Annotated in this window: 17 protein-coding genes; 10 read left to right on the top strand and 7 right to left on the bottom strand. The window is 73.0% G+C overall.

All coding sequences use genetic code 11. From position 1 onward, the window contains the following. Nucleotides 1–44 precede the first annotated feature (44 nt). The 3 genes from npdG to AC507J_RS03710 all read left to right on the top strand — a co-directional run bounded on the left by npdG (nucleotide 45) and on the right by AC507J_RS03710 (nucleotide 3,079). Nucleotides 45–740, top strand: coding sequence for an NADPH-dependent F420 reductase (gene npdG / locus AC507J_RS03720; RefSeq protein ID WP_496287621.1), 696 nt, complete (start codon nucleotides 45–47; stop codon nucleotides 738–740). 94 nt (nucleotides 741–834) lie between these two features. After that, nucleotides 835–2,460, top strand: a complete 1,626-nt coding sequence (locus AC507J_RS03715) for an HNH endonuclease signature motif containing protein (protein WP_496287620.1) — start codon at nucleotides 835–837, stop codon at nucleotides 2,458–2,460. A gap of 250 nt (nucleotides 2,461–2,710) precedes the next feature. Further along, entirely contained in the window at nucleotides 2,711–3,079 is a 369-nt protein-coding gene (locus tag AC507J_RS03710) for a VOC family protein (protein WP_496287619.1), read from the top strand. Between the two features lie 368 nt (nucleotides 3,080–3,447). Here AC507J_RS03710 and panB read toward each other — a convergent pair whose 3' ends face one another. Continuing rightward, a complete protein-coding gene (gene panB, locus AC507J_RS03705) occupies nucleotides 3,448–4,293 on the bottom strand; it encodes a 3-methyl-2-oxobutanoate hydroxymethyltransferase (RefSeq protein ID WP_496287618.1) in 846 nt (281 codons plus the stop codon). Between the two features lie 111 nt (nucleotides 4,294–4,404). Then, a complete protein-coding gene (locus AC507J_RS03700) occupies nucleotides 4,405–6,177 on the bottom strand; it encodes an NAD+ synthase (protein WP_496287617.1) in 1,773 nt (590 codons plus the stop codon). A gap of 199 nt (nucleotides 6,178–6,376) precedes the next feature. Here AC507J_RS03700 and AC507J_RS03695 point away from each other — a divergent pair, with 199 nt between their 5' ends. From AC507J_RS03695 to AC507J_RS03685, 3 genes are all read left to right on the top strand, one after another. After that, on the top strand, nucleotides 6,377–7,726 hold the full coding sequence (locus AC507J_RS03695) for a glutamine synthetase family protein (protein WP_341717031.1): 1,350 nt from the start codon (nucleotides 6,377–6,379) through the stop codon (nucleotides 7,724–7,726). A 131-nt stretch (nucleotides 7,727–7,857) separates the two neighbouring features. Continuing rightward, nucleotides 7,858–8,283, top strand: coding sequence for a DUF350 domain-containing protein (locus AC507J_RS03690; RefSeq protein WP_496287616.1), 426 nt, complete (start codon nucleotides 7,858–7,860; stop codon nucleotides 8,281–8,283). Nucleotides 8,284–8,671: 388 nt separating this feature from the next. Then, nucleotides 8,672–11,668 (top strand): carbohydrate binding domain-containing protein, encoded by a 2,997-nt coding sequence (locus tag AC507J_RS03685; protein WP_496287615.1) that lies wholly within the window; start codon nucleotides 8,672–8,674, stop codon nucleotides 11,666–11,668. Between the two features lie 77 nt (nucleotides 11,669–11,745). On the opposite strand, the gene AC507J_RS03680 is transcribed toward AC507J_RS03685, so the two are convergent. Further along, nucleotides 11,746–12,300, bottom strand: a complete 555-nt coding sequence (locus AC507J_RS03680; protein WP_496287614.1) for a hypothetical protein — start codon at nucleotides 12,298–12,300, stop codon at nucleotides 11,746–11,748. Between the two features lie 237 nt (nucleotides 12,301–12,537). Beyond that, entirely contained in the window at nucleotides 12,538–13,413 is an 876-nt protein-coding gene (locus tag AC507J_RS03675) for a S66 peptidase family protein (RefSeq protein ID WP_496287646.1), read from the bottom strand. 126 nt (nucleotides 13,414–13,539) lie between these two features. Between AC507J_RS03675 and AC507J_RS03670 the strand changes: the two genes are divergently transcribed. Next, entirely contained in the window at nucleotides 13,540–14,307 is a 768-nt protein-coding gene (locus tag AC507J_RS03670; protein ID WP_496287613.1) for a type 1 glutamine amidotransferase, read from the top strand. Next, on the top strand, nucleotides 14,307–17,450 hold the full coding sequence (locus AC507J_RS03665) for a bifunctional [glutamine synthetase] adenylyltransferase/[glutamine synthetase]-adenylyl-L-tyrosine phosphorylase (RefSeq protein ID WP_496287612.1): 3,144 nt from the start codon (nucleotides 14,307–14,309) through the stop codon (nucleotides 17,448–17,450). The genes AC507J_RS03670 and AC507J_RS03665 overlap by 1 nt, the downstream gene beginning before the upstream one ends. A 1-nt stretch (nucleotide 17,451) precedes the next feature. Here the strand turns inward: AC507J_RS03665 and AC507J_RS03660 are convergent, their stop codons facing one another. Beyond that, entirely contained in the window at nucleotides 17,452–19,128 is a 1,677-nt protein-coding gene (locus tag AC507J_RS03660) for a hypothetical protein (protein ID WP_496287611.1), read from the bottom strand. Nucleotides 19,129–19,172: 44 nt separating this feature from the next. Between AC507J_RS03660 and mptB (AC507J_RS03655) the strand changes: the two genes are divergently transcribed. Beyond that, complete coding sequence (gene mptB, locus AC507J_RS03655) at nucleotides 19,173–20,573, top strand: polyprenol phosphomannose-dependent alpha 1,6 mannosyltransferase MptB (protein WP_496287610.1); 1,401 nt, start codon at nucleotides 19,173–19,175, stop codon at nucleotides 20,571–20,573. Nucleotides 20,574–20,701: 128 nt separating this feature from the next. Continuing rightward, a complete protein-coding gene (mptB, locus tag AC507J_RS03650; RefSeq protein ID WP_496287645.1) occupies nucleotides 20,702–22,390 on the top strand; it encodes a polyprenol phosphomannose-dependent alpha 1,6 mannosyltransferase MptB in 1,689 nt (562 codons plus the stop codon). 133 nt (nucleotides 22,391–22,523) lie between these two features. Here mptB (AC507J_RS03650) and AC507J_RS03645 read toward each other — a convergent pair whose 3' ends face one another. Together AC507J_RS03645 and AC507J_RS03640 are read right to left on the bottom strand one after the other, a co-directional pair. Further along, nucleotides 22,524–23,504, bottom strand: coding sequence for a hypothetical protein (locus AC507J_RS03645; RefSeq protein WP_496287609.1), 981 nt, complete (start codon nucleotides 23,502–23,504; stop codon nucleotides 22,524–22,526). Then, complete coding sequence (locus AC507J_RS03640) at nucleotides 23,501–23,863, bottom strand: PadR family transcriptional regulator (RefSeq protein WP_496287608.1); 363 nt, start codon at nucleotides 23,861–23,863, stop codon at nucleotides 23,501–23,503. Before AC507J_RS03640 ends, AC507J_RS03645 begins: the two co-directional genes overlap by 4 nt. Between the last annotated feature and the right edge of the window lie 37 nt (nucleotides 23,864–23,900).

Below are 23,900 nucleotides of genomic sequence, written 5' to 3'. Positions count from 1 at the left end.
CCGGTCGCTGCTGCCCGGGGGAGAGATTTGCGAGGATGGCGTCCATGGCATACGACCCGAGCGACCTGCCCGACGTCTCCGGGCTCATCGTCGGCATCATCGGCGGCACCGGCGATCAGGGCCGGGGGCTCGCCTACCGGTTCGCCCGGGCCGGCCAGCAGGTGCTGATCGGTTCCCGTGCCGCCGACCGGGCCGCCGGGTCGGCCGAGGAGATCGCCGCGTTGCCGGGCGTGCCGGCCGGTGGCGTCAGCGGAGCGGACAACGACGAGGTGGCCCGGCGTAGCGACGTGGTGATCGTCGCGGTGCCCTGGGACGGGCACGCCGCCACCGTCAGCGCGCTCGCCGAGCCGCTCGCCGGGAAGATCGTCATCGACTGCGTGAACCCGCTCGGCTTCGACAAGCAGGGTCCGTACGCGCTGCCGGTGCCCGAGGGCAGTGCCGCCCAGCAGGCCGCCGCCCTGCTGCCCGACTCCCGCGTCTGCGCGGCGTTCAACCACGTCAGCGCGCCACTGCTGGCCGATCCGGAGATCGACCGGATCGATCTCGACGTGCTGATCTGCACCGAGGAGCGGGAACTGGCCGGCATCGTCGCCGCGCTCGCCGCCCGCATCCCCGGCATGCGGGGCATCTACGCCGGACGGCTGCGCAACGCCCACCAGATCGAGGCGTTCACCGCCAACCTGATCGCCATCAACCGTCGCTACAAGGCCCACGCCGGCATCCGCGTCACCGACGTCTGACCGCACTGGATCTGCGGTCCGCACCCGCCGTCCGGGGCCGCTGTTCTCGCGTCGTGGCAAGAACTTTGTCGTACGTGTGTTCTAGCTTGACCGTGTGTTGGAGGAGCTGGCGCGGGCCGAGGCAGCGACGCGATCGTGCGTCGACGCTGCCGCCTGGGCCATGCCGGAGGGGCAGCTCGTCGAGGCCCTCGACGCGGTGCACCGGCTGGAGCAGCGGCTCGCTGCGGTGAAGCTGGCTCTCGTGCGTGAGCTGGACGGCCGAGGGGTGCCGGCGGCCCAGGGTGCCTCGTCCACCGCAGTCTGGCTCCGCGACCGGCTGCGGCTCGGCGTGCCGGCCGCGCGACGGCTGGTCGACCTGGCGGCTGCGCTTGACGCCGGGCCCGACCAGGTCCGGCTCGCCCTCGGCGGCGGCCAACTCGACGAAGACCAGGCCAGGGTCATCGTCGACATCGCGGCGGGAGTGTCGCGGGAGGCGGGCGCCGAGGCGGCCGAGCGGGCCACCACGCTCCTGGTGGAGTGGGCCGGGCAGTTCGACCCGGTCGCGCTGCGCCGCCTCGGTGCGCGCATCCTCGACCACGTGGCCCCGGAGATCGCCGAGGCAACCGCCGCCAGAGCCCTGGAGGCCGAGGCCGCTCGCGCGGCACGGGAGCGGCACCTCAGCCTCTCCGAGCCGCGTGCCGGCCGGGCACGACTGGCCGGCAGCCTCGATGCCGAGACCGCCGCCCTGCTCCGGGCCGCCATCGAGCCGCTGACCGCGCCCAGCGGGCCGGACGACTCGCGTACGCCCGGGCAACGTCGCCACGACGCGCTCGGTGACCTCTGTCGACTTGCCCTGCGCACCGGTGAGCTGCCCGAGCACGGCGCCGACGCCGCCCAGGTCGTCGTCACCACCGCGTACGACCTGCTCGCCGGGCGGCTCGGGCCCGGCACCCTGGACAGCGGTCAGACCTTGACACCCGCGACGGTACGCCGGCTGGCCTGCGACGCGGCGGTGCTGCCGGCCGTGCTCGGCGGCGCGGGTCAGGTGCTCGACGTGGGCCGGCAGCGCCGGCTCTTCTCGGGGCCGCTGCGCCGGGCACTGGTCCTGCGCGACGGCGGCTGTGCGTTCCCCGGCTGCGACCGTCCGCCTCGCTGGTGTGAGGGTCACCATCTGCGGCACTGGTCCGACGGAGGTCCCACCAGTCTCGCCAACGCGGTACTGCTCTGCCGGCACCACCACCGCCAAGTGCATCACCACGGCTGGCGGGTCCAGCTCGCCGCCGACGGGCATCCCGAGTTCGTCCCGCCCGGTTGGCTCGATCCGGAGCGGCGTCCCCGCCGCAACCATCTTCGCCGCGGCCCGTCGCCGCACTCCCGTCGGCATGGAGCGGGCGCGCACCTCCTTCGGGAACCGAACGCACATTTCCTTCAGGTACCGAACGCACGCCAGGGGCCGAACGGATACCAGGGGCCGAACGCATACCAGGAACCGAACGGATACCAGGGGCCAAACGCATACCAGGAACCGAACGGATACCAGGGGCCAAACGCATACCAGGAACCGAACGGATACCAGGGGCCGAGCGTGCCGCAGTCCACTCAGGGACCGAGCGGGCGCCCTCGACGCACCGCCAGGACGGCTCACGCGCGACCACCGATGGTGGGCCGACAAGTCGCCCGCGCCCGCAGTGGAGTCCCCGTCGCCGACGGAAGGCCAGCGAACCGCCCTCGCCCGCCGTGAGAAAGAGCTGGTGGGACGCCGCGTGGCAGGCGGTGTGTCCGTCGAGGGTGTTGCCGGCCGTCGAGGGGCGGCAGCTCGTGTGATGCGGGTTGGCTGACGCCGGGCAGCAGTTCGCCGCCGGTCTGTTGATGCGGGTTGGCTGACGCCGGGCAGCAGTTCGCCGCCGGTCTGTGCAGGGTCCGATCACTCGCGGGTGGCTGCGGCGGACAGGTGGGACCCGTGGGCGGGGGAGCGGGGTTAGGCTCGGGGCATGCCGCCCAAGTTGACCGTCACGGCGATCACGGTCGATTGTCCGGACCCGACGGCGCTGGTTGAGTTCTACCGGCAGGCCACCGGGCTCGAAGTCGCGCCCAACTCCACCGACGACTTCGCCGGGCTCAGTGGACCGAACGGTCTCTACATCGGCTTCCAGCGCGTCGATGGTTACCAGCCGCCCAGCTGGCCCGACCAACGAAGCCCGCAGCAGCTGCACCTCGATTTCGCCGTCGACGATGTCGACGAGGCCGAGGCCATGGTGCTGGCCCTGGGCGCCACCAAGGCCGGCTTCCAGCCGGGCGGCGACCGCTGGCGGGTCTACCTCGACCCCGCCGGTCACCCGTTCTGCCTGGTCACCGGCTGACGCCTGGAAGCACACCCAGGAGAAGCGGGCCCGGGCGACGACCCAGCACCGGCCTGCGTCGGGTCGGACTGCGTCGGGTCGGACTGGGCTGGGCTCGGCTGGGCTGGGTCGGCTGGGCTCGGCTGGGTCGGCTGGGCTCGGCTGGGTCGGCTGGGCTCGGCTGGGTCGGCTGGGCTCGGCTGGGCTGGGCTCGGCTGGGCTCGGTTGGGCTCGGTTGGGCTCGGCTGGGTCGGTTGGGCTCGGCTGAGTCGGCTGGGGTGGGTCGGGTCGGCGGCGGTCCGTGACGTGACGTGACGTGACTTCACGTGACGTGCGTGGCGTGGCGTGGTGGCCCCGCCCGGGCGTGCCAGACCGCCGCCGACGCGGGCTCAGAAGGTGTGTTCGGCGGCGGGGAAGTTGCCGTCGCGGACCTCGTCGGCGAAGCGGCGGGTCGCCTCGCCCAGGGTGCCGGCCAGGTCGGCGTAGCGTTTCACGAAGCGTGGCGTCCTACCGGCGCGTAGCCCGGCCATGTCCTGCCAGACCAGCACCTGGGCGTCGGTTTCCGGGCCGGCGCCGATGCCCACCGTGGGGATCGCCAGCTCGGCCGTGATCCGCTTGGCAACCTCGCCGGGGACCATCTCCAGTACCACCGCGAACGCGCCCGCCTCGGCCACGGCCCGGGCGTCGGCGAGCACCTCCTCGGCGGTGTCGCCGCGGCCCTGCACCCGGTAGCCACCGAGCGTGTGCTCACTCTGCGGGGTGAACCCGATGTGGGCCATCACCGGGATGCCGGCGCCGACGATGGCGGCGATCTGGTCGGCGCAGCGCCGGCCGCCCTCCAGCTTCACCGCGTGGCAGCCGCCCTCCTTCATGAACCGGACGGCGGTGCGCAGCGCCTGCGGCGGCCCCTCCTCGTACGAGCCGAACGGCAGGTCGCCGACGACGAGCGTGTGCCGGGTGGCCCGGACCACCGCCCGGACCAGGGGCAGCAGCTCCTCGGCGGTCACCGGCAGGGTGGTCTCGTAGCCGAAGACGTTGTTCGCCGCCGAGTCGCCGACCAGCAGCACCGGGATGCCGGCGGCGTCGAAGATCGAGGCCGTGTACTGGTCGTACGAGGTGAGCATCGCCCACTTCTCGCCGCGCTCCTTGGCGGCGATCAGATCGCGGGTACGGACCCGTCGGGTGGCCGGGCCGCCGTAGAGGGCGGTCACCTCGGCCGGGGTGGATTCCACCATGACTGTCTCCTTCCTCGAGGCCGCGTACGCGGTCCCCGGGCTCCGCCGCGATCGTCCCACCGTGCGGGCGGGCGGCGGCAGGGCGGAGTGGAGGAATTCACTCCCCGGCGCTCAGCCGTCCTCCCGCCAGCGGTTGGTGATCGGCAGGCGCCGGTCCCGGCCGAATGCCTTCATGGAGATCTTCGTGCCGGGGGCGGACTGTCGGCGCTTGTACTCCGCGGTATCCACCATCCGCAGCACCTTGTCCACCACGGCCGGGTCGTGGCCGGAGGCCACCAGGCCGTCGCGGCCGAGGTCGCCGTCGACGTAGCCGATCAGGATCGGATCGAGTACGTCGTAGTCGGGCAGCGAGTCGCTGTCGAGCTGGCCGGGGCTCAGCTCGGCGCTGGGCGGCTTGCCGATCGAGTTCTCCGGGATCGGCTGGGTCGCGCCCGCCCGGGCCGCCTCGGCGTTGCGCCACTTGGCCAGCCGCCAGACAAGCGTCTTCCAGACGTCCTTGATCGGGTTGAAGCCACCGACCGAGTCGCCGTAGAGGGTGGAGTAGCCGACCGCCAGCTCGCTCTTGTTGCCGGTGGTGAGCACCAGCGGCCCCTCCTGGTTCGAAAGCGCCATCAGGATCACGCCGCGGACCCGGGCCTGGAGGTTCTCCACCGCCACCCCGGAGAGCGACATGTTCGCCAGGAAGGTGTCCACCATCGGCTGGATCGGCTCGACCCGGTAGTCCAGCCCGGTGCGCTTGGCCAGCTCGGCCGCGTCCTCGCGGCTGTGCTCGGAGGAGTGCTGACTGGGCATGGAGACCGCCACCACCCGGTCGGGGCCGAGCGCGTCCACCGCGATGGCCGCCACCACCGCCGAGTCGATGCCGCCGGAGAGTCCGAGCACCACCGACGGGAAGCGGTTCTTGTCGACGTAGTCGCGCAACCCGAGCACCAGCGCCTGCCACACCTCCGCCTCGTCGGCGACCGGCTCGATGATTCCGCCCACGGCCGCCGGGCCGGCCGGTGCCGGCGGGATGCTCTCGACCGTGCGGCGTACCACCCGCAGCCCGTCGGCGACCTCCGCGCCGTCCGCGACCGTCGCGCTGCCGCCGTCGCCCGCCGCCGGTAGCTCCACGTCGTGTACGAGCAGGTGCTCGACGAACTGTGGGGCCCGGGTCAGCAGGGTCCCGTCCGGGGCGACGATCATCGAGTCGCCCTCGAAGACCAACTCGTCCTGGCCGCCGATCATGTTGACGTACGCGATGGTGGCCCCGGCCTCGGCGGCCCGGCGACGGACCACCGGCAGCCGTACGTCGTCCTTGTTCAGCTCGTACGGCGAGCCGTTGATGTTGACCACCAGCCCGACCCCCGCCTGCCGCGCGGCGGCGAACGGACCGCCGGCCTGCCACAGGTCCTCGCAGATGGTCAGCGCCACGTCCACGCCGCCGAGGCGGACCACGGTGAGGTGCTCCCCGGGCACGAAGTAGCGGTCCTCGTCGAAGACGCCGTAGTTGGGCAGGTGGTGCTTGAAGTAGGTGGCCACGACCTCGCCCCGGTGCAGCAGCGCCGCCGCGTTGCGGGCCCCCCGACCGGGCTCGGCGTCCCCGCTGACCTGCGGCGGGCCGTCGGCGTCGAGATAGCCGACCACGACCGGCAGCTCGCCCAGCCCGTCCGCGGCGAGGTCGGCGGCGAGCCGGTCGAGCGCCGCCTTCGAGGCGGCGACGAAGGAGCGCCGGAAGACCAGGTCCTCCACCGGGTAGCCGGTCAGCACCATCTCCGGGAAGAGCACCAGCTGGGCACCGGCGTCGGCGGCCCGGCGGGTCCAGGCCCGGACGAGGCCGGCGTTGCCGGTGAGATCACCGACGGCGGGGTTGACCTGGCACAGAGCAAGACGCAGGGTGGGCATGCCCTCATCTTGCCCCAGCGGGATGAGGACGACACGTGGGCGCGGGCACACCTCGCCGCGGGTCCGCCGGTCGGGACTGCACGGGGCGCGATGCCGGCGATTCGCGTAACGTCTGCGTAATCGGGCCGGTGAAGACTGGTCGGTCAGGTCGGGCAAAGCCCGGTCGAAGGCGGACATTGAGTCGCGGAAGGTTGGGACAGTGGACCGTCAGCAGGAGTTCGTCCTCCGTACGCTGGAAGAGCGGGACATCCGCTTCGTCCGGCTCTGGTTCACCGACGTGCTCGGCACGCTCAAGAGCGTGTCCGTCGCCCCCGCTGAGCTGGAGTCCGCCTTCGACGAGGGCATCGGGTTCGACGGCTCGGCGATCGAGGGCTTCGCCCGGGTCTTCGAGTCGGACATGGTGGCCATGCCCGACCCGACCACCTTCCAGGTTTTCCCGTTCGAGGGTGGGGTGAGCGGCGAGAGCGCCCGGATGTTCTGCGACATCCTGCTCCCCGACGGCAGCCCGGCCTGGGCCGACCCGCGGCACGTGCTGCGCCGGGCGTTGTCCCGGGCGGCCGAGAAGGGCTTCACCTTCTACACCCACCCGGAGATCGAGTTCTTCCTGCTGGAGAACGGGCCGGCGGACGGCAGCGTGCCCGTGCCGGTGGACACCGGCGGCTACTTCGAGCACACCACCCACGCGGTGGCGCGGGACTTCCGCCGCCAGGCGGTGCTCGCGCTGGAGCGGATCGGCATCTCGGTCGAGTACAGCCACCACGAGGTCGCCCCCGGCCAGCAGGAGATCGACCTGCGCTACGCGGATGCGCTGACCACCGCCGACAACATCATGACGTTCCGGCACGTGGTCAAGGAGGTGGCGCTCTCCACCGGGGTGCAGGCCACCTTCATGCCGAAGCCCTTCACCGACCAGCCGGGCAGCGGGATGCACACCCACCTGTCGCTCTTCGAGGGGGAGCGCAACGCGTTCCACGACCCGAGCGACCCGATGAAGCTCTCGAAGGTGGCCCGGGCCTTCATCGCCGGCCTGCTGACCCACGCCCGGGAGTACACCGCGGTCACCAACCAGTGGGTCAACTCATACAAGCGGCTCTTCCCGCAGGCGCTGCCGGACCGGGTCACCGAGAGCCCGGCGTACGTCTGCTGGGGGCATCTGAACCGTTCCGCGCTGGTCCGCGTCCCGGCGTACGGCAAGCCGAACTCGGCCCGGGTGGAGATCCGCTCGCCCGACTCGGCCGCCAACCCGTACCTCGCCTTCGCGGTGCTGCTCGGTGCCGGGATGAAGGGCATCGAGGAGGGCTACGAGCTGCCGCCGGGCGCCGAGGACGACGTCTGGTCGCTGACCAGCGCCGAGCGGCGGGCGATGGGGTACGAGCCGCTGCCGGAGAACCTCGCCGAGGCGATCGACGTGATGGCCGACTCGGAGCTGGTCGCCGAGGTGCTCGGCGAGCACGTCTTCGACTTCGTTCTGCGCAACAAGCGCTCCGAGTGGGAGCAGTACCGCCGCGAGGTGACCCCGTACGAGCGGCAGCGTTACCTGTCGCTCTAGCCCGCGTCGCGCGGTAGCCCGGGGACAGCCGCGCCGGTCGATCCGGCGTTGCGCCTTCCCGCTATCGTCTCGATCACCGTGCCGGCGTCCGCCGGCACGCAGAAGGTCGGCGACGGTCGGGGAGGCAGTCGGTGCTGGAGGATCTGCTCAGCGGGGCCTGGCAGAGCGTGGTGTTCGGAATCGTCGGGGTCGGCCTGATGGCCGCCGGTTTCGTGCTGGTCGACCTGCTCACGCCCGGCAAGCTGCGGGACCTGATCTGGGTACGCCGCAACGCCAACGCGGGTCTGCTGCTCGCCGCCAACCAGCTCGGCGTCGCCGGGATCGTCTTCACCGCGATCCTGACCAGCTACCACGACTTCGCCAAGGGGCTGGCCTCGACGGTGCTCTTCGGGCTGATCGGCCTGGGCATCATGGCGCTTGCCTTTTTCGTGCTGGACCTGCTCACCCCGGGCAAGCTCGGCGAGGTCGTCTGCTCCGACGAGCCACACCCGGTGGCCCGGGTCAGCGCCGCCAGCCACTTCGGCGCGGCGCTGATCGTCTGCGCCTGCATCGCCTGAACTGATCCGCCTTTCCGCGACCCCGGCCGGCTTCGTGCCCGGCCGGGGTCGTCGGCGTGACCACCTCAACCGGCGTGACCACCAACCGACGTAGATCACCAACCGAGGTGGCCAACGACCGACGTAGATCACCAACATCAGCTGTCGCTGCAAATCTTGCAGTCCCTTTCAGGGGTCTGATCGGCGGAAATTCCCTAAAGCTGGAGCGCGCCCCTGGTGTGGAGGGATACATGCTGGTAACTTTCCTGCAACCTTTGCTGCAAGGGCTTGCAACACCTTTCGCATTGTTGCGCCGGGCCGAAGCCCGGCGCGGGGTGTCAGGAGAGCCATGGAACATCGTTCGTCGACCCGTGCGGGGCGAATCGGCCGAGGGTGGAGGCGATGGGCCGTGGCCGGCTCCGCCGCCGTCCTCGTCGCCAGCCTGCTGCCGGTGGCCGCGGCATCGGCCGCCAACACCGTCACCGTCTACTACCAGCCACCGGCCGCCTGGGGCACGTCGGTGAACATCCACTACGGCATCGACGGATCCGGTTGGACCCCGGTGCCGGGCGTGGCCATGGACGCCGCCTGCCCCGGCTGGCGTCTCAAGACCATCGACCTGGCTACCGCCAACGGCCTACAGGTGGTCTTCACCAACGGCGCGGGGGTCTGGGACAACAACAACGGTGCGAACTACCGGCTGGGCACCGGACCGGTGCGCGTGGCCGCGGGTCGGGTCTCCGCCGGCAACCCGTGCGCCGGAACCGACCCTTCGCCGACGCCGACGCCGACGCCCACCGGCACGCCTGCCCCCGGCGCCAGCGCCGAGGTCTACTACCGGCTCACCACCCGCAACTGGACCGCTGCGAACATCCACTACCGGCCCACGGGCGGCACCTGGACGGCGGTGCCCGGCACGGCCATGGAGGTGGCCTGCGCGGGGTGGGCACGCAAGGTGGTCGACCTGGGCACGGCCAGCGGCCTCACCGCCGCGTTCAACAACGGCGCCGGGCAGTGGGACAACAACAACGGTGCGGACTACACCATCGGCACCGGCCGCAGCACCGTCTCCGGCGGCGTGGTCACCCCGGCCGCGGCAGACCCGTGCGGGGCTCCACCTCCACCGGACACCAGCGCACCGTCGGTGCCGGCCGGGCTCAGGGCCACGGTGGACGGGGTCCGGGTCACCGTCGACTGGACGGCGTCGACCGATGACCGGGCGGTGACCGGGTACGAGGTCATCCGCACCGGCGGCGACTCGGGGACGGTGCGCACGACCACCACGGGCACCCGGCACGTGGCAGCCGGCCTGCTGCCACGTACCGCGTACCGCTGGACGGTGCGGGCGCGCGACGAGGCAGGCAACTGGTCGGCGGCGAGCGACCCGGTCAGCGCGACCACCGGCGACGCGCCGCCCGCGCCGGCCGGCGGCGCACCGCTCGGCGGTGACCCCCGCGAGGACACCATCTACTTCGTGATGACCGCCCGGTTCGCCGATGGCGACCCGAGCAACAACCGGGGCGGCAGCCAACACGTCCGCTCCGGCAACGCCGCCAACGACGACCCGATGTTCCGGGGAGACTTCCAGGGACTCGTCGACAAGCTCGACTACATCAAGGCGCTCGGCTTCTCCGCCATCTGGATCACCCCGGTGGTGTTGAACCGCTCCGACTACGACTTCCACGGCTACCACGGCTGGGACTTCTACCGGGTAGACCCGCGCCTGGAGAGCCCCGGCGCGAGCTACCAGGATCTGATCAACGCCGCACACGGCAAGGGCATCAAGATTTTCCAGGACGTGGTCTACAACCACAGCTCACGGTGGGGGGCGAAGGGCCTCTTCACCCCTACCGTGTACGGCGTACGGGACGAGCAGTGGAAGTGGTACTACGACCAGCCGCAGGCCGGGCGGGAGTACGACCCGATGGTCGAACACGACGGCGCCGACCCGACGCTTACCGCGGCCCAGAACGCCCTCGCCAAGGGGAGGCCGTACAACGGCGACCTCTGGTCGTCGCAGGCTTCGACAGGTAACCGGTGCCTGCGCTGGGGCACCCCGAACGGCGCCTACAGCCGGGAGGGCTACACCATCTACCACTGTCAGTGGCCCGTTCCGACCAGCGGTCTGTTCCCGGCCGACCTCTACCACCAGTGCTGGATCGGCAACTGGGAGGGCGAGGACTCCCGCAGTTGCTGGCTGCACGAGGACCTGGCCGACTTCAACACCGAGAACGCGCAGGTGCAGCAGTACCTGATCGACGTCTACAACAAGTACATCGACATGGGCGTGGACGGCTTCCGGATCGACACCGCCGTGCACATTCCCAGGGTCACCTGGAACCGTCGTTTCCTGCCGGCGATCCAGCAGCACGCGGTGGCCCGGCACGGCGAGAAGGGCAAGGACTTCTACGTCTTCGGTGAGGTGGCCGCGTTCGTCAACGACAAGTGGAACCGTGGCTCGGTCAACCACTCCGCGCAGTTCTTCACCTGGAAGGAACGCCGGGAGTACAGCCCGGACGACGTCCGCGCCGCGATCGAGCAGTACGACTACGAGCAACTGCTCGGCACCGGCAACCAGCCGACAAGCGACAACGCATTCCTGCGCGGCAACGACTACCACACTCCCGACCATTCGCGTTTCTCCGGCATGAACGTCATCGACATGCGGATGCACATGAACTTCAGCGACGCGAACAACGCCTTCGGCAACGGGCGGGACTCCGATGACAGCTACAACGACGCGACCTACAACGTCGTCTACGTCGACAGTCACGACTACGGGCCGAACAAGTCCTCCGTGCGCTACACCGGCGGCACCGACGCGTGGGCGGAGAACATGAGCCTGATGTGGACGTTCCGGGGCATCCCGACGCTCTACTACGGCTCTGAGATCGAGTTCCAGAAGGGCGCGCCGATCGACTGCGGTCCCAGCTGCCCGCTGGCCACCACCGGCCGGGCCTACTACGGCGGTCACCTGGCCGGCAGCGTCACCGCCGCCGACTTCGGCGTGGTCGCAAGCGCCACCGGCGCCGTCGCCCAGACCCTGGACAAGCCGCTGGTCAAGCACGTGCAGCGGCTCAACCAGATTCGCCGGGCCATTCCCGCGCTACAGAAGGGGCAGTACTCGACCGAGGGGATCAGCGGCAACCAGATGGCGTACAAGCGCCGGTTCACCGGGGGTGGGGTGGACAGCTTCGCGCTGGTCACCGTCTCCGGCAGCGCCACGTTCACCGGCGTACCCAACGGCACCTACACCGACGCGGTGACCGGGGACGTCAAGGTCGTCACGAACGGCACGCTTACCGCGGCGGTAAGCGGAAAGGAGAACCTGCGGGTGTACGTGCTCAGCCTGCCCGGCAACCCGGCCCCCGGAAAGATCGGTGAGACCGGCCCGTACCTGAGGTGATCCGGGTGGGCGGTGCGGGGTGAAACCCGGCGGGGGCGGCATCCGGTGATGGGATGCCGCCCCCGCCCTTACCAGGGTCACTTGCCGGCGGAGTCGTCCTTGCCGGCGGAGTCGTCCTTGTCGCCGTGCGTGCCGGGGCCACCGAAGACACCGGCCTCGACGGCCGCCGTGATCGCGTCGGCCTGCTCCTGGGTGAGCTTGCCCTCCTCGACCGCCTTGGCGAGCCGCTCGGCCAGCGCCTCCGTGCGGTCCTCGGGGGAACCCTGCGGCCCCCGGTGGCCGCCACGCTCGCGGTCGCCACCACGCTCGCGGTCGCCACCACGCTCGCGGTCGCCGGCCTTACCGTCCGGACCGCCCTGCGACTTGTGCTCCTCGCGGAGCTTCTCCAGCGCCTCGGTCACCTGCTCGGCGGGCACACCCAGCTCCTCGGCGAGCGCCTCGGCGAACGCCTGGCGGTGCTCCCCGCGCTCCGGCCGCTGGCCGTCCTTGCGCTGGTCCTCGGCGCTGGCGCTGGCGCTCGGCGTGGCCTTGTCGTCGGCGAGGGCCACGGTGGGAGCGGCGATCCCCACGGCGAGCACACCGGCGGCGGCCAGTCCGCCCAGCAGGTGCTTCTTCGAGATCGTGCGGGACATCGATCCTCCAACTCGTCGGTGATTGCTTTTCGTCACCGACAGTGACCGCATTGACTGAGGGGCACCCGTGCCGATGCTGTCAGCGAGCTGACAAATTTCAGCGATAAATCGGACAAATCTTCAATTCCGGCGCACCCGGGTGGTCCGGCGACGGGCTGCCAAGGTGACGGGCTGCCAGGGTGGCGGGCTGCCAGGGTGGTGGCCTGTCGGGCGACTGGGCTGGCCGGGGTGGTCGGGTCAGCGGACGGCGGCGGTGACGGTAAGTGTGCCGGCGTCGGCGTCGAGGGTGGCCCGGGTGCCGACCGGGACGCTGAGCTGGCCGGGCCCGTGGCCGATCGGCAGGCCACCCAGCACCGGCACGCCCAGGTCGCCGAGCCGTTCGGTGAGCACGTCGGCGACGCTCACCTGCCAGCCGTCCGCACAGTCGCTGAACTGGCCCACCGCCACCCCGGCCAGCCCGTCCAGCACACCGGCGCGACGCAGCTGGGTCAGCATCCGGTCGACCTTGTACGGCGGCTCCTGCACGTCCTCCAGCAGCAGCACCGCCCCGGTCAGGTCCGGCATGTCCGGGGTGCCGAGCGAGGCCACCACCAGGCAGAGGTTGCCGCCCAGCAACCGGCCGTCGGCGCGCCCCGGCACGCGTACGCCGAAGGTCTCCTCGGTCGGCACGGCGCATACGGTGACCGGCTCGGTGGTGGTCAGCGCCGCGTGCAGCGACTCCGCCGAGGCCAGCGGGGTCCGCTCGTCCCGCCAGGCCGCGCCGGGCCCGTGCACCCCGGCCAGCCGGGCCCCGCGCCAGAGCGCCAACTGGAGCGCGGTGATGTCGGAGAAGCCGGCCACCACCTTCGGGTCGCGGCGGACCGCGGCCATGTCGATGGCGTCCACCACCCGCTGCGCGCCGTAACCGCCGCGGGTGCAGATCACCCCGCGGATCTCGGGATCGGCGAAGGCGGTGTTCAGGTCGGCGGCCCGCAGCGCGTCGGTACCGGCCAGGTAGCCGTGCCGGGCGTACACGTTCGGCGCGAGCACCGGCCGCAGCCCCCAACCGGTGAGCAGTTCGACGCCCCGGGCCACCCGTTCCGGACGGGTCGGTCCCGAGGGCGAGACCAGCATCACCGGGTCGCCCGGACGCAGCGCCGGCGGGCGTACCACGTGGTCGGCAGCGGTGTGGTCGGGCACAGCGGAAGAGCCTAGTCCCGCGGACTGCCCCGGTCGGCGGGACCCGATAGCCTCGACGGCGTGGCAACCGCGTTGGTGATCGAGAACGACCCGACCGACGATGTGCGGCGGCTGGGCGAGTGGCTGACCGAGGCCGGCCTCGACCTGTCGGTGACCCGCCCGTACGCGGGCGACGAAGTTCCCCCCGACCTGGCCGGACACGCCGCGCTTGTGGTGCTCGGCGGCGACCAGCAGGCGTACCCGCGAAGCGACGGATCGCCCGGGGCGCCGTGGCTCCCGGCGGTGGAGGGGCTGTTGCGCAAGGCGGTCCGGCACCGGACGCCGACGTTGGGCGTCTGCCTCGGCGCGCAGCTGCTCGCCACCGCGCACGCCGGCACGGTCGAGCGCAGCCCCTCCGGGCCCGAGGTCGGTCCGGCCGTGGTGGGCCGGCGCGACGCCGCCGAGACGGATCTGCTCTTCCGGTATGTGCCGCTGATCCCGGACGTGCTCCAGTGGCACGCCGACGAGATCACCGAACTGCCCGTCGGCGCCACCCTGCTGGCCGCCTCCACCCGCTACCCGAACCAGGCGTTCCGGCTCGGTGACCGCGCCTGGGGTCTCCAGTTCCACATCGAGTGCGACACCGCGATGATCACCGAGTGGGCCAACGACTCGGCGCTCCTGGCCGAGCTGGGTTACGACCCGCAGCTGGTGATCGCCGCCTGCGACGCGGTGCTCGTCGACATCGAGGAGGTTTGGCAGCCCTTCGCCGCGCGGTTCGCCGCGCTGGCCCTCGGCGAGTTGGACGACAGCGGACCGCGCCGCAGCCTGCCGCTGCTCGGGCACTGATGGGGCGGCCGACCAGCGCCACGGGCCGGCTCGCCCGCTACGGCTTCGGCAGCGCCGACGACGACGGCGGCGCCCGCGCCGCCGACCTGCTCGGCCCGAACGGGCTCGGCCTGTGGCGGCCGGAGCCGCAGGAACCCACCGACGAACAGGCCCAGGAGTTGCTCACCGCGCTGTCCCGGGCCGCCGACCCGGATCTGGCGCTGCGCCAGTTGCACCGGCTGGTCGAGGCCGAGCAGCGCGCCGAGGCCGGCCCGAACGGCACGGTGGCCGACCCTGCCGCCGGCATCGGCGCCAGCTCCACGCTGCTCGCCGCCCTGGCCGACGATCCGGGGCTGCGCCGCCGGCTGATCGCCGTGCTGGGCGCCTCCTCCGCGCTGGGGGACCACCTGGTCGCCAACCCCGACCAGTGGCCGGTGCTGCGCACCGAGCCGGACGGGCTGGCGCCGACCGCCGACGGGCGGCTCGACGGGGAGTGGCTGCCGGCGGCACCACCCCAGGGCGCTCCGGCGCCGGGTGCCGCTGCCGCCACGCCGGGTCGTGCCGGTGCCGCCGCGCGGGGCCGCGCCGGTGTAGGCAACCCGATCGCGGCGCTGCGGCGCGCGTACCGGCTGGCGCTGCTGCGCATCGCGGCGGCCGACCTGACCGGCGGACGCGGCCTGGAACAGACCATGGCCGCCCTCTCCACGCTTGCCGACGCCACCCTCTCGGCCGCGTACGCGATCGCGGTGGACGAGTTGCCCGAGGGCACCCGGCAGCCTCGGCTGGCGGTGGTGGCGATGGGCAAGTGCGGCGGTGGGGAACTGAACTACGTCTCCGACGTCGACGTGATCTTCGTGGCCGCCGAGGACGACGACCTGGCCACCGCCACCACCGTGGCCACCCGGCTGATCCACATCTGCGGCCTGGTGGCCTGGCCGGTCGACGCCGCGCTGCGCCCCGAGGGCAACCGGGGGCCGCTGGTGCGTACCCTCGCCAGCCACCTGGCCTACTACCGACGGTGGGCGCGTACCTGGGAGTTCCAGGCCCTGCTCAAGGCCCGCCCGGCCGCCGGTGACCTGGCGCTGGGCCGGGAGTGGATCGACGCCCTGGCCCCGCTGCTCTGGCAGGCGGCCGAACGACCGGAGGCGGTCGAGGACGTCCGCGCGATGCGCCGGAAGATCATCGACAACATCCCGCCGAAGGAGCTGGAACGCGAGATCAAACGCGGCCCGGGCGGGCTGCGGGACATCGAGTTCGCGGTGCAGCTGCTCCAGTTGGTGCACGGGCGCGGCGACGAGTCGCTGCGCGCCCCCGGCACCATCCCGGCGTTGCGGGCGCTGGTCACCGGCGGCTACGTCGGCCGGGCCGACGGGGAGGCGCTGCTGCGCGGCTACCGCTTCCTGCGCGGCGTCGAGCACCGCCTGCAACTACAGGGCCTGCGGCGGACCCACACCGTGCCGACCGAGCCGGGGGCGCTGCGCTGGCTCGCCACCGCGCTCGGCTACACCGCCACGCCCGGCCGCAGCGCGGTGGAGGAGTTCCGCGCCGAGTGGGTCACCCACGCCACCGAGGTACGCCGGCTGCACGCCAAACTGCTCTACCGGCCGCTGCTGGAGTCGGTGGCCCGGGTACCGGCCGACGGGCTGCGGCTGACCCCGCAGGCGGCCCGCAACCGGCTGGAGATCCTCGGCTTCGCCGACCCGGCCGGGGCGCTGCGTCACCTCCAGGCCCTCACCGGCGGGGTGAGCCGCACCGCCGCCATCCAACGCACCCTGCTGCCGGTGCTGCTCAGCGAGTTCGCCGACGCCCCCGAACCGGATCGCGGCCTGCTCAACTACCGGCAGGTCTCCGACTCGCTCGGCAGCACCCCCTGGTATTTGCGGCTGCTGCGCGACTCCGGGCCGGTGGCCCGGCGGCTGGCCCGGGTGCTCTCCTCCTCCCGGTACGTCGCCGACCTGCTGGCCCGCGAGCCGGAGGCGCTGCGCCTGCTGGCCGAGGAGAGCGAACTGCGGCCCCGGCCCCGCGAGGTGCTCTACGACGGCTTCGCCGCCGCCGCGGCCCGGCACGCCGGTGACCCGGTCGAGGCCATCCGGGCGGTACGCGCGCTGCGCCGGCGGGAACTGCTCCGCCTCGCCTGCGCCGACGTGCTCAGCCGCGCCGGGTCGCTCGCACCGTCGCGTCCCGACGGTGACCGGTCGACGCCCGGCCTGGCCGACATCACGGCGGTCGGCTCCGCGCTCTCCGCCGTCACCGACGCCACCCTCGCCGCCGCGCTGCGCACCGCCCGGACCGCCCAGCCGACCCTGCCGGAACTGAAGTTCGCGGTGATCGGGATGGGCCGGCTCGGCGGCTACGAGTCGAACTACCTCTCCGACGCCGACGTGCTCTTCGTCTACGAGCCGCCGGAGGGCGTCACCGAGAGCGCGGCCAGCGCCGCCGCCCAGGCAATCGCCGAGGAACTGCGTCGGCTGCTCGGCATGCCCGCGCCCGATCCGGCGCTCGGCGTCGACGCCGACCTGCGTCCGGAGGGCCGGCAGGGGCCACTGGTCCGCAGCCTCGCCGCCTACCAGCAGTACTACGCCCGCTGGTCCCGGGTGTGGGAGGCGCAGGCGCTGCTGCGGGCCCGGTGCGTGGCCGGCGACACCGACCTGGGCACCCGGTTCGAGCAACTGGTCGATCCGGTCCGCTACCCGGCCGACGGGCTGACCCGGGAGCAGATCATCGAGATCCGCCGGATCAAGGCGCGGGTGGAGACCGAACGGCTGCCCCGGGGCGCCGACCCGGCCACCCACACCAAGCTGGGTCGGGGCGGCCTGGCCGACGTCGAGTGGGCGGTGCAGCTGCTCCAGTTGCGGCACGCCGGTGCGTACCCGCAGCTGCGCGGTACGCGTACCCTCGACGCGCTGCACGCCGCCCGGGACGCCGGCCTGGTGGACCCGGTGGACGCCGAGGCGATGGTGGCCGGCTGGACCCTCGCCGCGCAGGTCCGCAACGCGCTGATGCTGGTCCGGGGCCGGGCCGGCGACCAACTGCCCCGGCACGGCGTGGAGTTGGCCGGCGTGGTCCGGTTGCTCGGTGCGGACGACCCGGGCGAGTTCCTCGACGAGTACCTGCGTACCGGCCGCCGCTCCCGCGCCGCCACCGAGCGCGTGCTGGAGATGTGATTCAGCTGCCGAGGGTGTACGTCCCGGCCTGGGGGACCGTCACCGTCGTCCAGTCCCCGTCGGCGGAGACCGTCGCGCCACCGGAGGCGGTCAGCCAGCGGCTGTATCGGATGCGGACCGGCACCGGGCCGGGGTGGGCGGCGCGGAAGGTGATCGAGGCGCCATCGGCGTCGAGCAGTTCGCCGGGCGGCCCGACCAGTGGTGTCGGGTCGGTCACCGCGTACAGCCGCCACCGCCGCTCCGACCAGACCTCGGTCAGGTACGGCAGGCCCGCCACGACCAGTTCGGCCTCGGCCCGACCGACCCAGGAGAGCGGCGCGTCGGGCACCGCGACGTACTGCACCGCGTTCTCGTCCAGCCAGGCCCGGTAGCTGTCCGGGTCCAGCGGCACACCGGTGCCGGCGGCACCCGGCACGGTGGTGAAGAAGAGCGGGTTGCGGTCGATGTCGGCCTGCCGCAGCCAGCCCCGGGCCAGCGGCAGGTCGCCGAGCCGGGCCGCCTCCCAGTAGTTCCGGGTCGGCGGCACCTCCAGCCGGCCGGTGAGCCCCCGCCGGTCCAACTCGGCGCGCAACGGCGCGAAGTAGCCGGGATCGCTTGTCGGGTCGCCGATGCTGCGCAGGTCGGCGGGGACCACCGGCGGTTGCCACCAGCAGACTGCCACCAGCAGCGCGGCCAGCGCCACCGCCGCCACCGGGCGTCGCGCCCGCCACCGCGCCGCCGGTCCGGACCGCCCAGCCGACTGGGTGGGCCGACCGGTCGGCCAGGCGGGCAGGCGGGCGGCGGCGGCCAGGACCGGCAGCGCGAACATGGTCGCCAGCCGGGTGGCGTTCAGACCGACCGGAGTGTGCACCAGCGCCGCCGCGACCACTCCGCCCGCCGCCAGCAGCGCGCCCAGCCGTACCGGGCGATAGCCGACCAGCACGGCGACGAGCAGCGCGGTCACCGTGGCCCGGACCGTGTCGGTGCGGCTGATGTTCATCCAGCCACCGTCGCCGAACAGCAGCGCCGTCACGCCCAGCGGCAGCGCGGCGGCGACCGCGACGGCCAGCCCGTCGGCGTAGCGGCGGGAGAGCAGCAGCGCCACCCCGGCCAACCCGACGAAGAGGCCGGCCACCGGACTGGTCGCCGAGGCCAGCAGCGCGCCGGCCGCAGCCAGCGCCAGCCGCAGCCAGCCGCCTGCCAGCCAGCCGCCGGGAGGTGAGTCGGCCGGTCGGGAGCCGGGGAGAGGTGAGTCGGCCGGTCGGGAGCCGGCCGGGGACCAGGTGAGGGCGAGCAGGGCGGCGAGGCCGAAGGCTACCCCGAGGCCGTACGTCACCCGACCGGAGACCAGGTTGCCGGCGATGGTGACCACCCCTACCAGGCTGCCGAGCAGCGGCCGGGGCACCCCGGTACGCACCAGCAGCGCCGCGAACGCGGTCGCCGCCCCGATCAGGGCCAGCGCACCGGTGAGGCGTACCCCGAGCAGGGCCATCAGCGGCTGGGCGAGCAGGCTGTAGCCGAACTGCTGGACCCCGGCGTACCAGCGCAGGTCGACCGGGGACGGGCCGTGCGCGGCGAAGAAATCGGCCCGCGCGACCTGCGCGGCCAGGTCCGAACCCATCGCCGGCAGGATGAGGTACGCCACACCCAACGCCCCGGCGGACGCGGCGGCCAGCGCCACCACCCGACTGCCCCGCATGCCCACCTCCGTACCGCGATCACGGTACTGGCAGCATGTCCGGCGTGCCCCATCACCTCGTGCGCTGGATCGGACTTGCCGGCTCGACCATGCTCGCCGTGGCGGCGTTCCTCGGTGGCGCCCTGCCCGACGGAGACCTGCGACCCACCCCGCTGAAGATCTGGCAGGGCCCAAACGGTCCGCTGATCATCGGGTTGTGGCTGGTCGGCACGGTCGCCATGGCGGTCGCCTGGTGGGTGCTGCGGGACCGGGTGCCGTCGGCGCGGTGGGCCCTGGTCACCGCCGGGCTGTGGATGCTGCCGTTCCTGGTCACACCGCCGCTGGGTAGCCGCGACGCGTACGCGTACGCCTGCCAGGGGGCGAGCTACGCCAACGGCATCAGCCCGTACGAGTACGGCGTCTCCACCCTGCCCTGCCCGTGGCTGGACACCATGTCGTACATCTGGCGGGACACCCCGGCCCCGTACGGACCGCTCTTCGTGGTGCTCTCGGGTGCGGTGGTCGCGGCGACCGGGTCGCTGCTCGGCAGCATCGCGCTGTTCCGGGTGCTCGCGGTGGCCGGCGTGGCGCTGACCGCGGCCTGCCTGCCGGTGCTGGCCCGCCGCTGTGGTGTACCGGTCGAGCGGGCGCTCTGGCTCGCACTGGCCAGCCCGCTGGTGGGGGTGCACCTGATCTCCGGGGTGCACAACGACGCGTTGATGGTCGGGCTGCTGGTGGCCGGACTGGCCATCGTGGTCAGCCGGCCGGGCCGCACCTGGCCGCTGCTGGCCGGCGGGATGGTGCTCGGCCTGGCCGCCGGGATCAAGGTGACCGCGCTGGTGGTGGTGCCGTTCGCGGCGCTCGCCGCGATCGCCGACGGGTTCTCGCTGCGCGGGCTGCTGCGCGACGGTACGCCGGTGGTCGGCGGGGCGGTCGGGACGGTGTTCGGGGTGACCCTCGCCGCCGGGCTGGACCTGGGCTGGATCACCGGGCTCTCGCACGGCAACGAGGTGATCGCCTGGACCTCGCCGCCGACCGCGATCGGGCAGACCATCGGTTACCTGGCGCTGCCGTTCGGCCTGCACGTCGACGCGCTGCCGGTGACCCGGGGCATCGCCGTGGTGGTGCTGGCGGTGCTGCTGGTGTGGCTCTGGTTCCGGGCCCGATACCGCGAACCGCTCTGGCACGCCGCGCTGGCGTTGACCGCGACGGTGGCGCTGGCCCCGCTGTTCCACCCCTGGTACTGGTTCTGGCCGTTGGCGTTGCTCGCGGCCACCGCCCACCGCACCTGGTGGTTCAGCGCGGTGACGGTGTACTCCTCGTTCCACGTGCTGGCCGACGGCACCGGGCTGCCCCGGTACACCAAGACGGTCGGTGCGCCGCTGATGACGCTGTTCGTGATCGTGGTGGCCGTCCGCTTGGTACGGTCGGCTCGGGCGGCCCGCCAACCGGTCCCCGCCGACTGAGGGCCCGCCCGGTTCCCGCCGGCTAGAGGCGGTTCGCGCGGGCCTGCGCCGTCGATCGGGCCGGGTCGCGGATGAGTTCAGCCGGCTGCTGCCGACTGAGGAGAGGTACGGCGGTGACCGACCCCGGCATCTCCCGATCCGCCCCGGCCGTCGCCACCGACTCGGCTACCGGCCGCGACGCCCGGCCGCCCACCGGACGAGACCGGAACGTCCGCTGGATCGGGTTGGCCGGGGCGGTGTCGCTCGCGGTCGCCGGGTATCTCGGCGGCGCACTGCCCGACGCCATCACCACGCGAAACTCCGGAAACGCTCCGCTGGCCGTGGCGCTGTGGCTGCTCGGCACCACCGCCATGGTCGGCGCCTGGTGGGCGCTGCGCGGCGGTGCCCCGTCGACCCGGTGGGCGTACGTAACCGCCGGGCTGTGGGCGTTGCCGCTACTGGTCACCGCCCCGCTCGGCAGCCGCGACGTCTACTCGTACGCCTGCCAGGGCTGGGTGTACGCCGACGGCGGTGACCCGTACGTCACCGGGGTGGGCGCGGCCGGCTGCCCCTGGCTGGACGCGGTGGCGCCGGTCTGGCGGGACACCCCGGCCCCGTACGGTCCCTTCTTCGTGCTGCTTGCCGCGCTGGCCGTGCTGCTCGGTGGTGGCCTGATCGGCACGGTGCTGTTGTTGCGGCTGCTCGCGGTGGCCGGGCTGCTGGCGGCGGCGGCCTGCCTGCCGGGCCTGGCCCGGGCGGTGGGCGTGCCGCCCCGGCGGGCGGTCTGGCTGCTGCTGGCCTGCCCACTGGTCGGCGTGCACCTGGTGGCCGGCGCGCACAACGACGCGGTGATGCTCGGCCTGCTCCTGCCCGCCCTGCTGCTGGTGACCCGCCGCCCGGCCCGGCCGGCGCCGCCGTCAACACCGTCGGGACCGTCGGCGTCGCTGTCAAGACCGTCGGAGTCGCTGTCGGGACCGTCGGCGTCGCTGTCGGGACGGTCGGCGCCGCTGTCAAGACCGTCGGCGTCGCTGTCGGCACCGTCGGAGTCGCTGTCGGGAACGCTGCCGGGCTGGATGGAGGCGCTGCGGGGTCTGGGTTGGCTGCTGCTCGCCGGGGTGCTGCTCGGGCTTGCGGTGTCGGTGAAGGTCACTGCCGTGGTGGTGGTGCCGTTCGCGGCACTGGCCGCCGTGCGGGGCCGACCCCGCGTGGCGACGTTGCTGCGCGATGGCGGGCCGCTGCTCGTCGGGGTGCTCGGCGGGCTGGTGGCCCCCTCGCTGCTCGCTGGTCTCGGGCCTGGTGGTTGGCTCGCTGGGCTGGGCCGCAGCGGCGACACCGTGCAGTGGACCTCGCCGTCGACCGCCGTCGGCATGGTCGTCGACTACGCCGGGGACCTGTTCGGCCGCCACCTCGACGCGGTGCCGGTCACCCGCGCCGCCGGCCTGCTCCTGCTCGCCGCGTTCCTGCTCGCACTCTGGCACCACACCTGGTCCACCGCCCGCCGCACCAGTTCGTCGATCATGAAGTTATTGCCACGGAAAGCGCTTACCGAGGGCAATAACTTCATGATCAACGCGGCGGGGGTGGGGTTGGCGGCGACCGTGGTGCTCTCGCCGGTTTTTCATCCGTGGTACGCGACCTGGCCGCTGGCGGTGCTCGCGGTGGCGGCCACCCGGACCACCTGGTTCGTGCTCCCCGCTGCGGTGGTGTCCTTCCTCGCCCTGCCGGACGGCACCAACGTGGCCCGACTGGTGAAGGCACCCGGTGCGGTGGCGATGACCGTGCTGGTGCTGGCTGCCGCGATCTGGGCACTGGGTCGCTCATCCCGCCTGCGCCGCTGACCCGCCTGCGCCGCTGACCCGCCTGCGTCGCTGACCCGCCTGCGTCGCTGATGAGGAACTGCGATCGCTGACGGTGTGGCGACTTCTGCCTCGGCGTGTCGAGTCGCTGCACCGTCAGCGATCCGGGTGATCCTCAGCGACGCGCGCCGCAGGTGGGGCAGGGTTCGGCGGGTGGGGTGCCGAGGCGGCGGCGCAGGGCGACGGCGGCCGGCAGCAGGGTCGGCCCGATCAGGGCGACGGCGAGCGCGGCGGCGACCAGGGTGGGGTAGCTGGGGCGCGGTGCAGCGCTGGCGAGGCCGTCCGCCGCACCGGCCAGGATGTGCACGTTGAGCAGCCCGACCGGGGTGAGCAGGGCCAGCACGGCCCAGCCGCCGCGTGCATCGCGGCGCATGCCCAGCCCGATCGCGAGCAGCAGGGTGACGCCCAGCAGCACCGTGCCGACCGCAGGCAGGAACTCTTCACTGCCGCCGCGGTACGCACCCCAGTAGGAACCGAAGCCCATCACGTAGGAGAAGCCGCCGCCGACGACCGCCGCCGCAACCGGCAGGGCCCGGGCCGGCGGCGGCAGGTGGTCGCCGACCGCGAGCGCCAGCACGCCGAGCGCGACCTGCGGCACCAGCACCAGCAGCGGCGGCCGGGGCGCGCCGGCGACCGCGCTGATCACCGGCAGCAGCGCGGTCGCCAGCAACGCCAGGGCGATCGCCGCTCGGGTGGGGCGGCCCGGTGCGACGGCCGCGACCAGCACGGCGAGCAGCCAGCCGCACCACGCGACGATCCCGACCGAGACGAACGGGCCGAACACCGGCACCTCCGCCTCGGCCGGCGGCAGGCGTTGCTCGGCGAGCAGCCAGAAGCCGGTGAGGAAGGCGGCGGTGGTCAGCGCGAGCAGCCCGGCGAGGCGTACCCCGGGGATCAGGTCGATGGCGCCGGCGGCCCGCAGTCGCTGACGGAGGCCGCCGCGCCCGAGGTCCGCGACGTCCGCGAGGGAGGGCCAGCGTCGCCCCGGGCCGGCCAGGTCGAGGTACGTCCCGACGATCTCGTCGCCGCGGTCGTGGCGGTAGTCCGCCGGGTACGCCCACAGCAGGCGCCGGTAGCGGCGCTCCAGCGCGGTCATGCCAGCCCTCCGGCGGTACGCGGGGTCAACGGCTGGGTTGCCCGGCGGGCGCGCAGCCGAGCGCTGGCCGCTTCGACGTTGTGGCTGAGCCGCTCGGTCTCGGCGGCCAGGGTGGCGTCCCCGGCGGGGGAGAGGCGGTAGTAGCGGCGCAGCCGGCCGTCGACGGTCTCCTCGCGGTCGAGTTCGACCAGGCCGGCGTCGGTGAGCCGGTCCAGCGCACCGTAGAGGGTGCCGGGGCGCAGCGAGAGCCGCCCGGCGGAAAGGGTGTCGACCTCGCCGATGATCGCGTAGCCGTGCATCGGCTCGCGGGCCAGCGCGGTGAGGATGAGGAATGTGGGTTCGCGCAACGGTGTGTCCACGCGGCTCAATATATCGGACGCGAAGGTATTCGGTTGC

The sequence above is a fragment of the Micromonospora sp. PRAS1 genome (genome assembly GCF_059553435.1).
The sequence above is the reverse complement of the archived record's forward strand: the minus strand, read 5'-3'. Positions and strand labels throughout refer to the sequence as shown.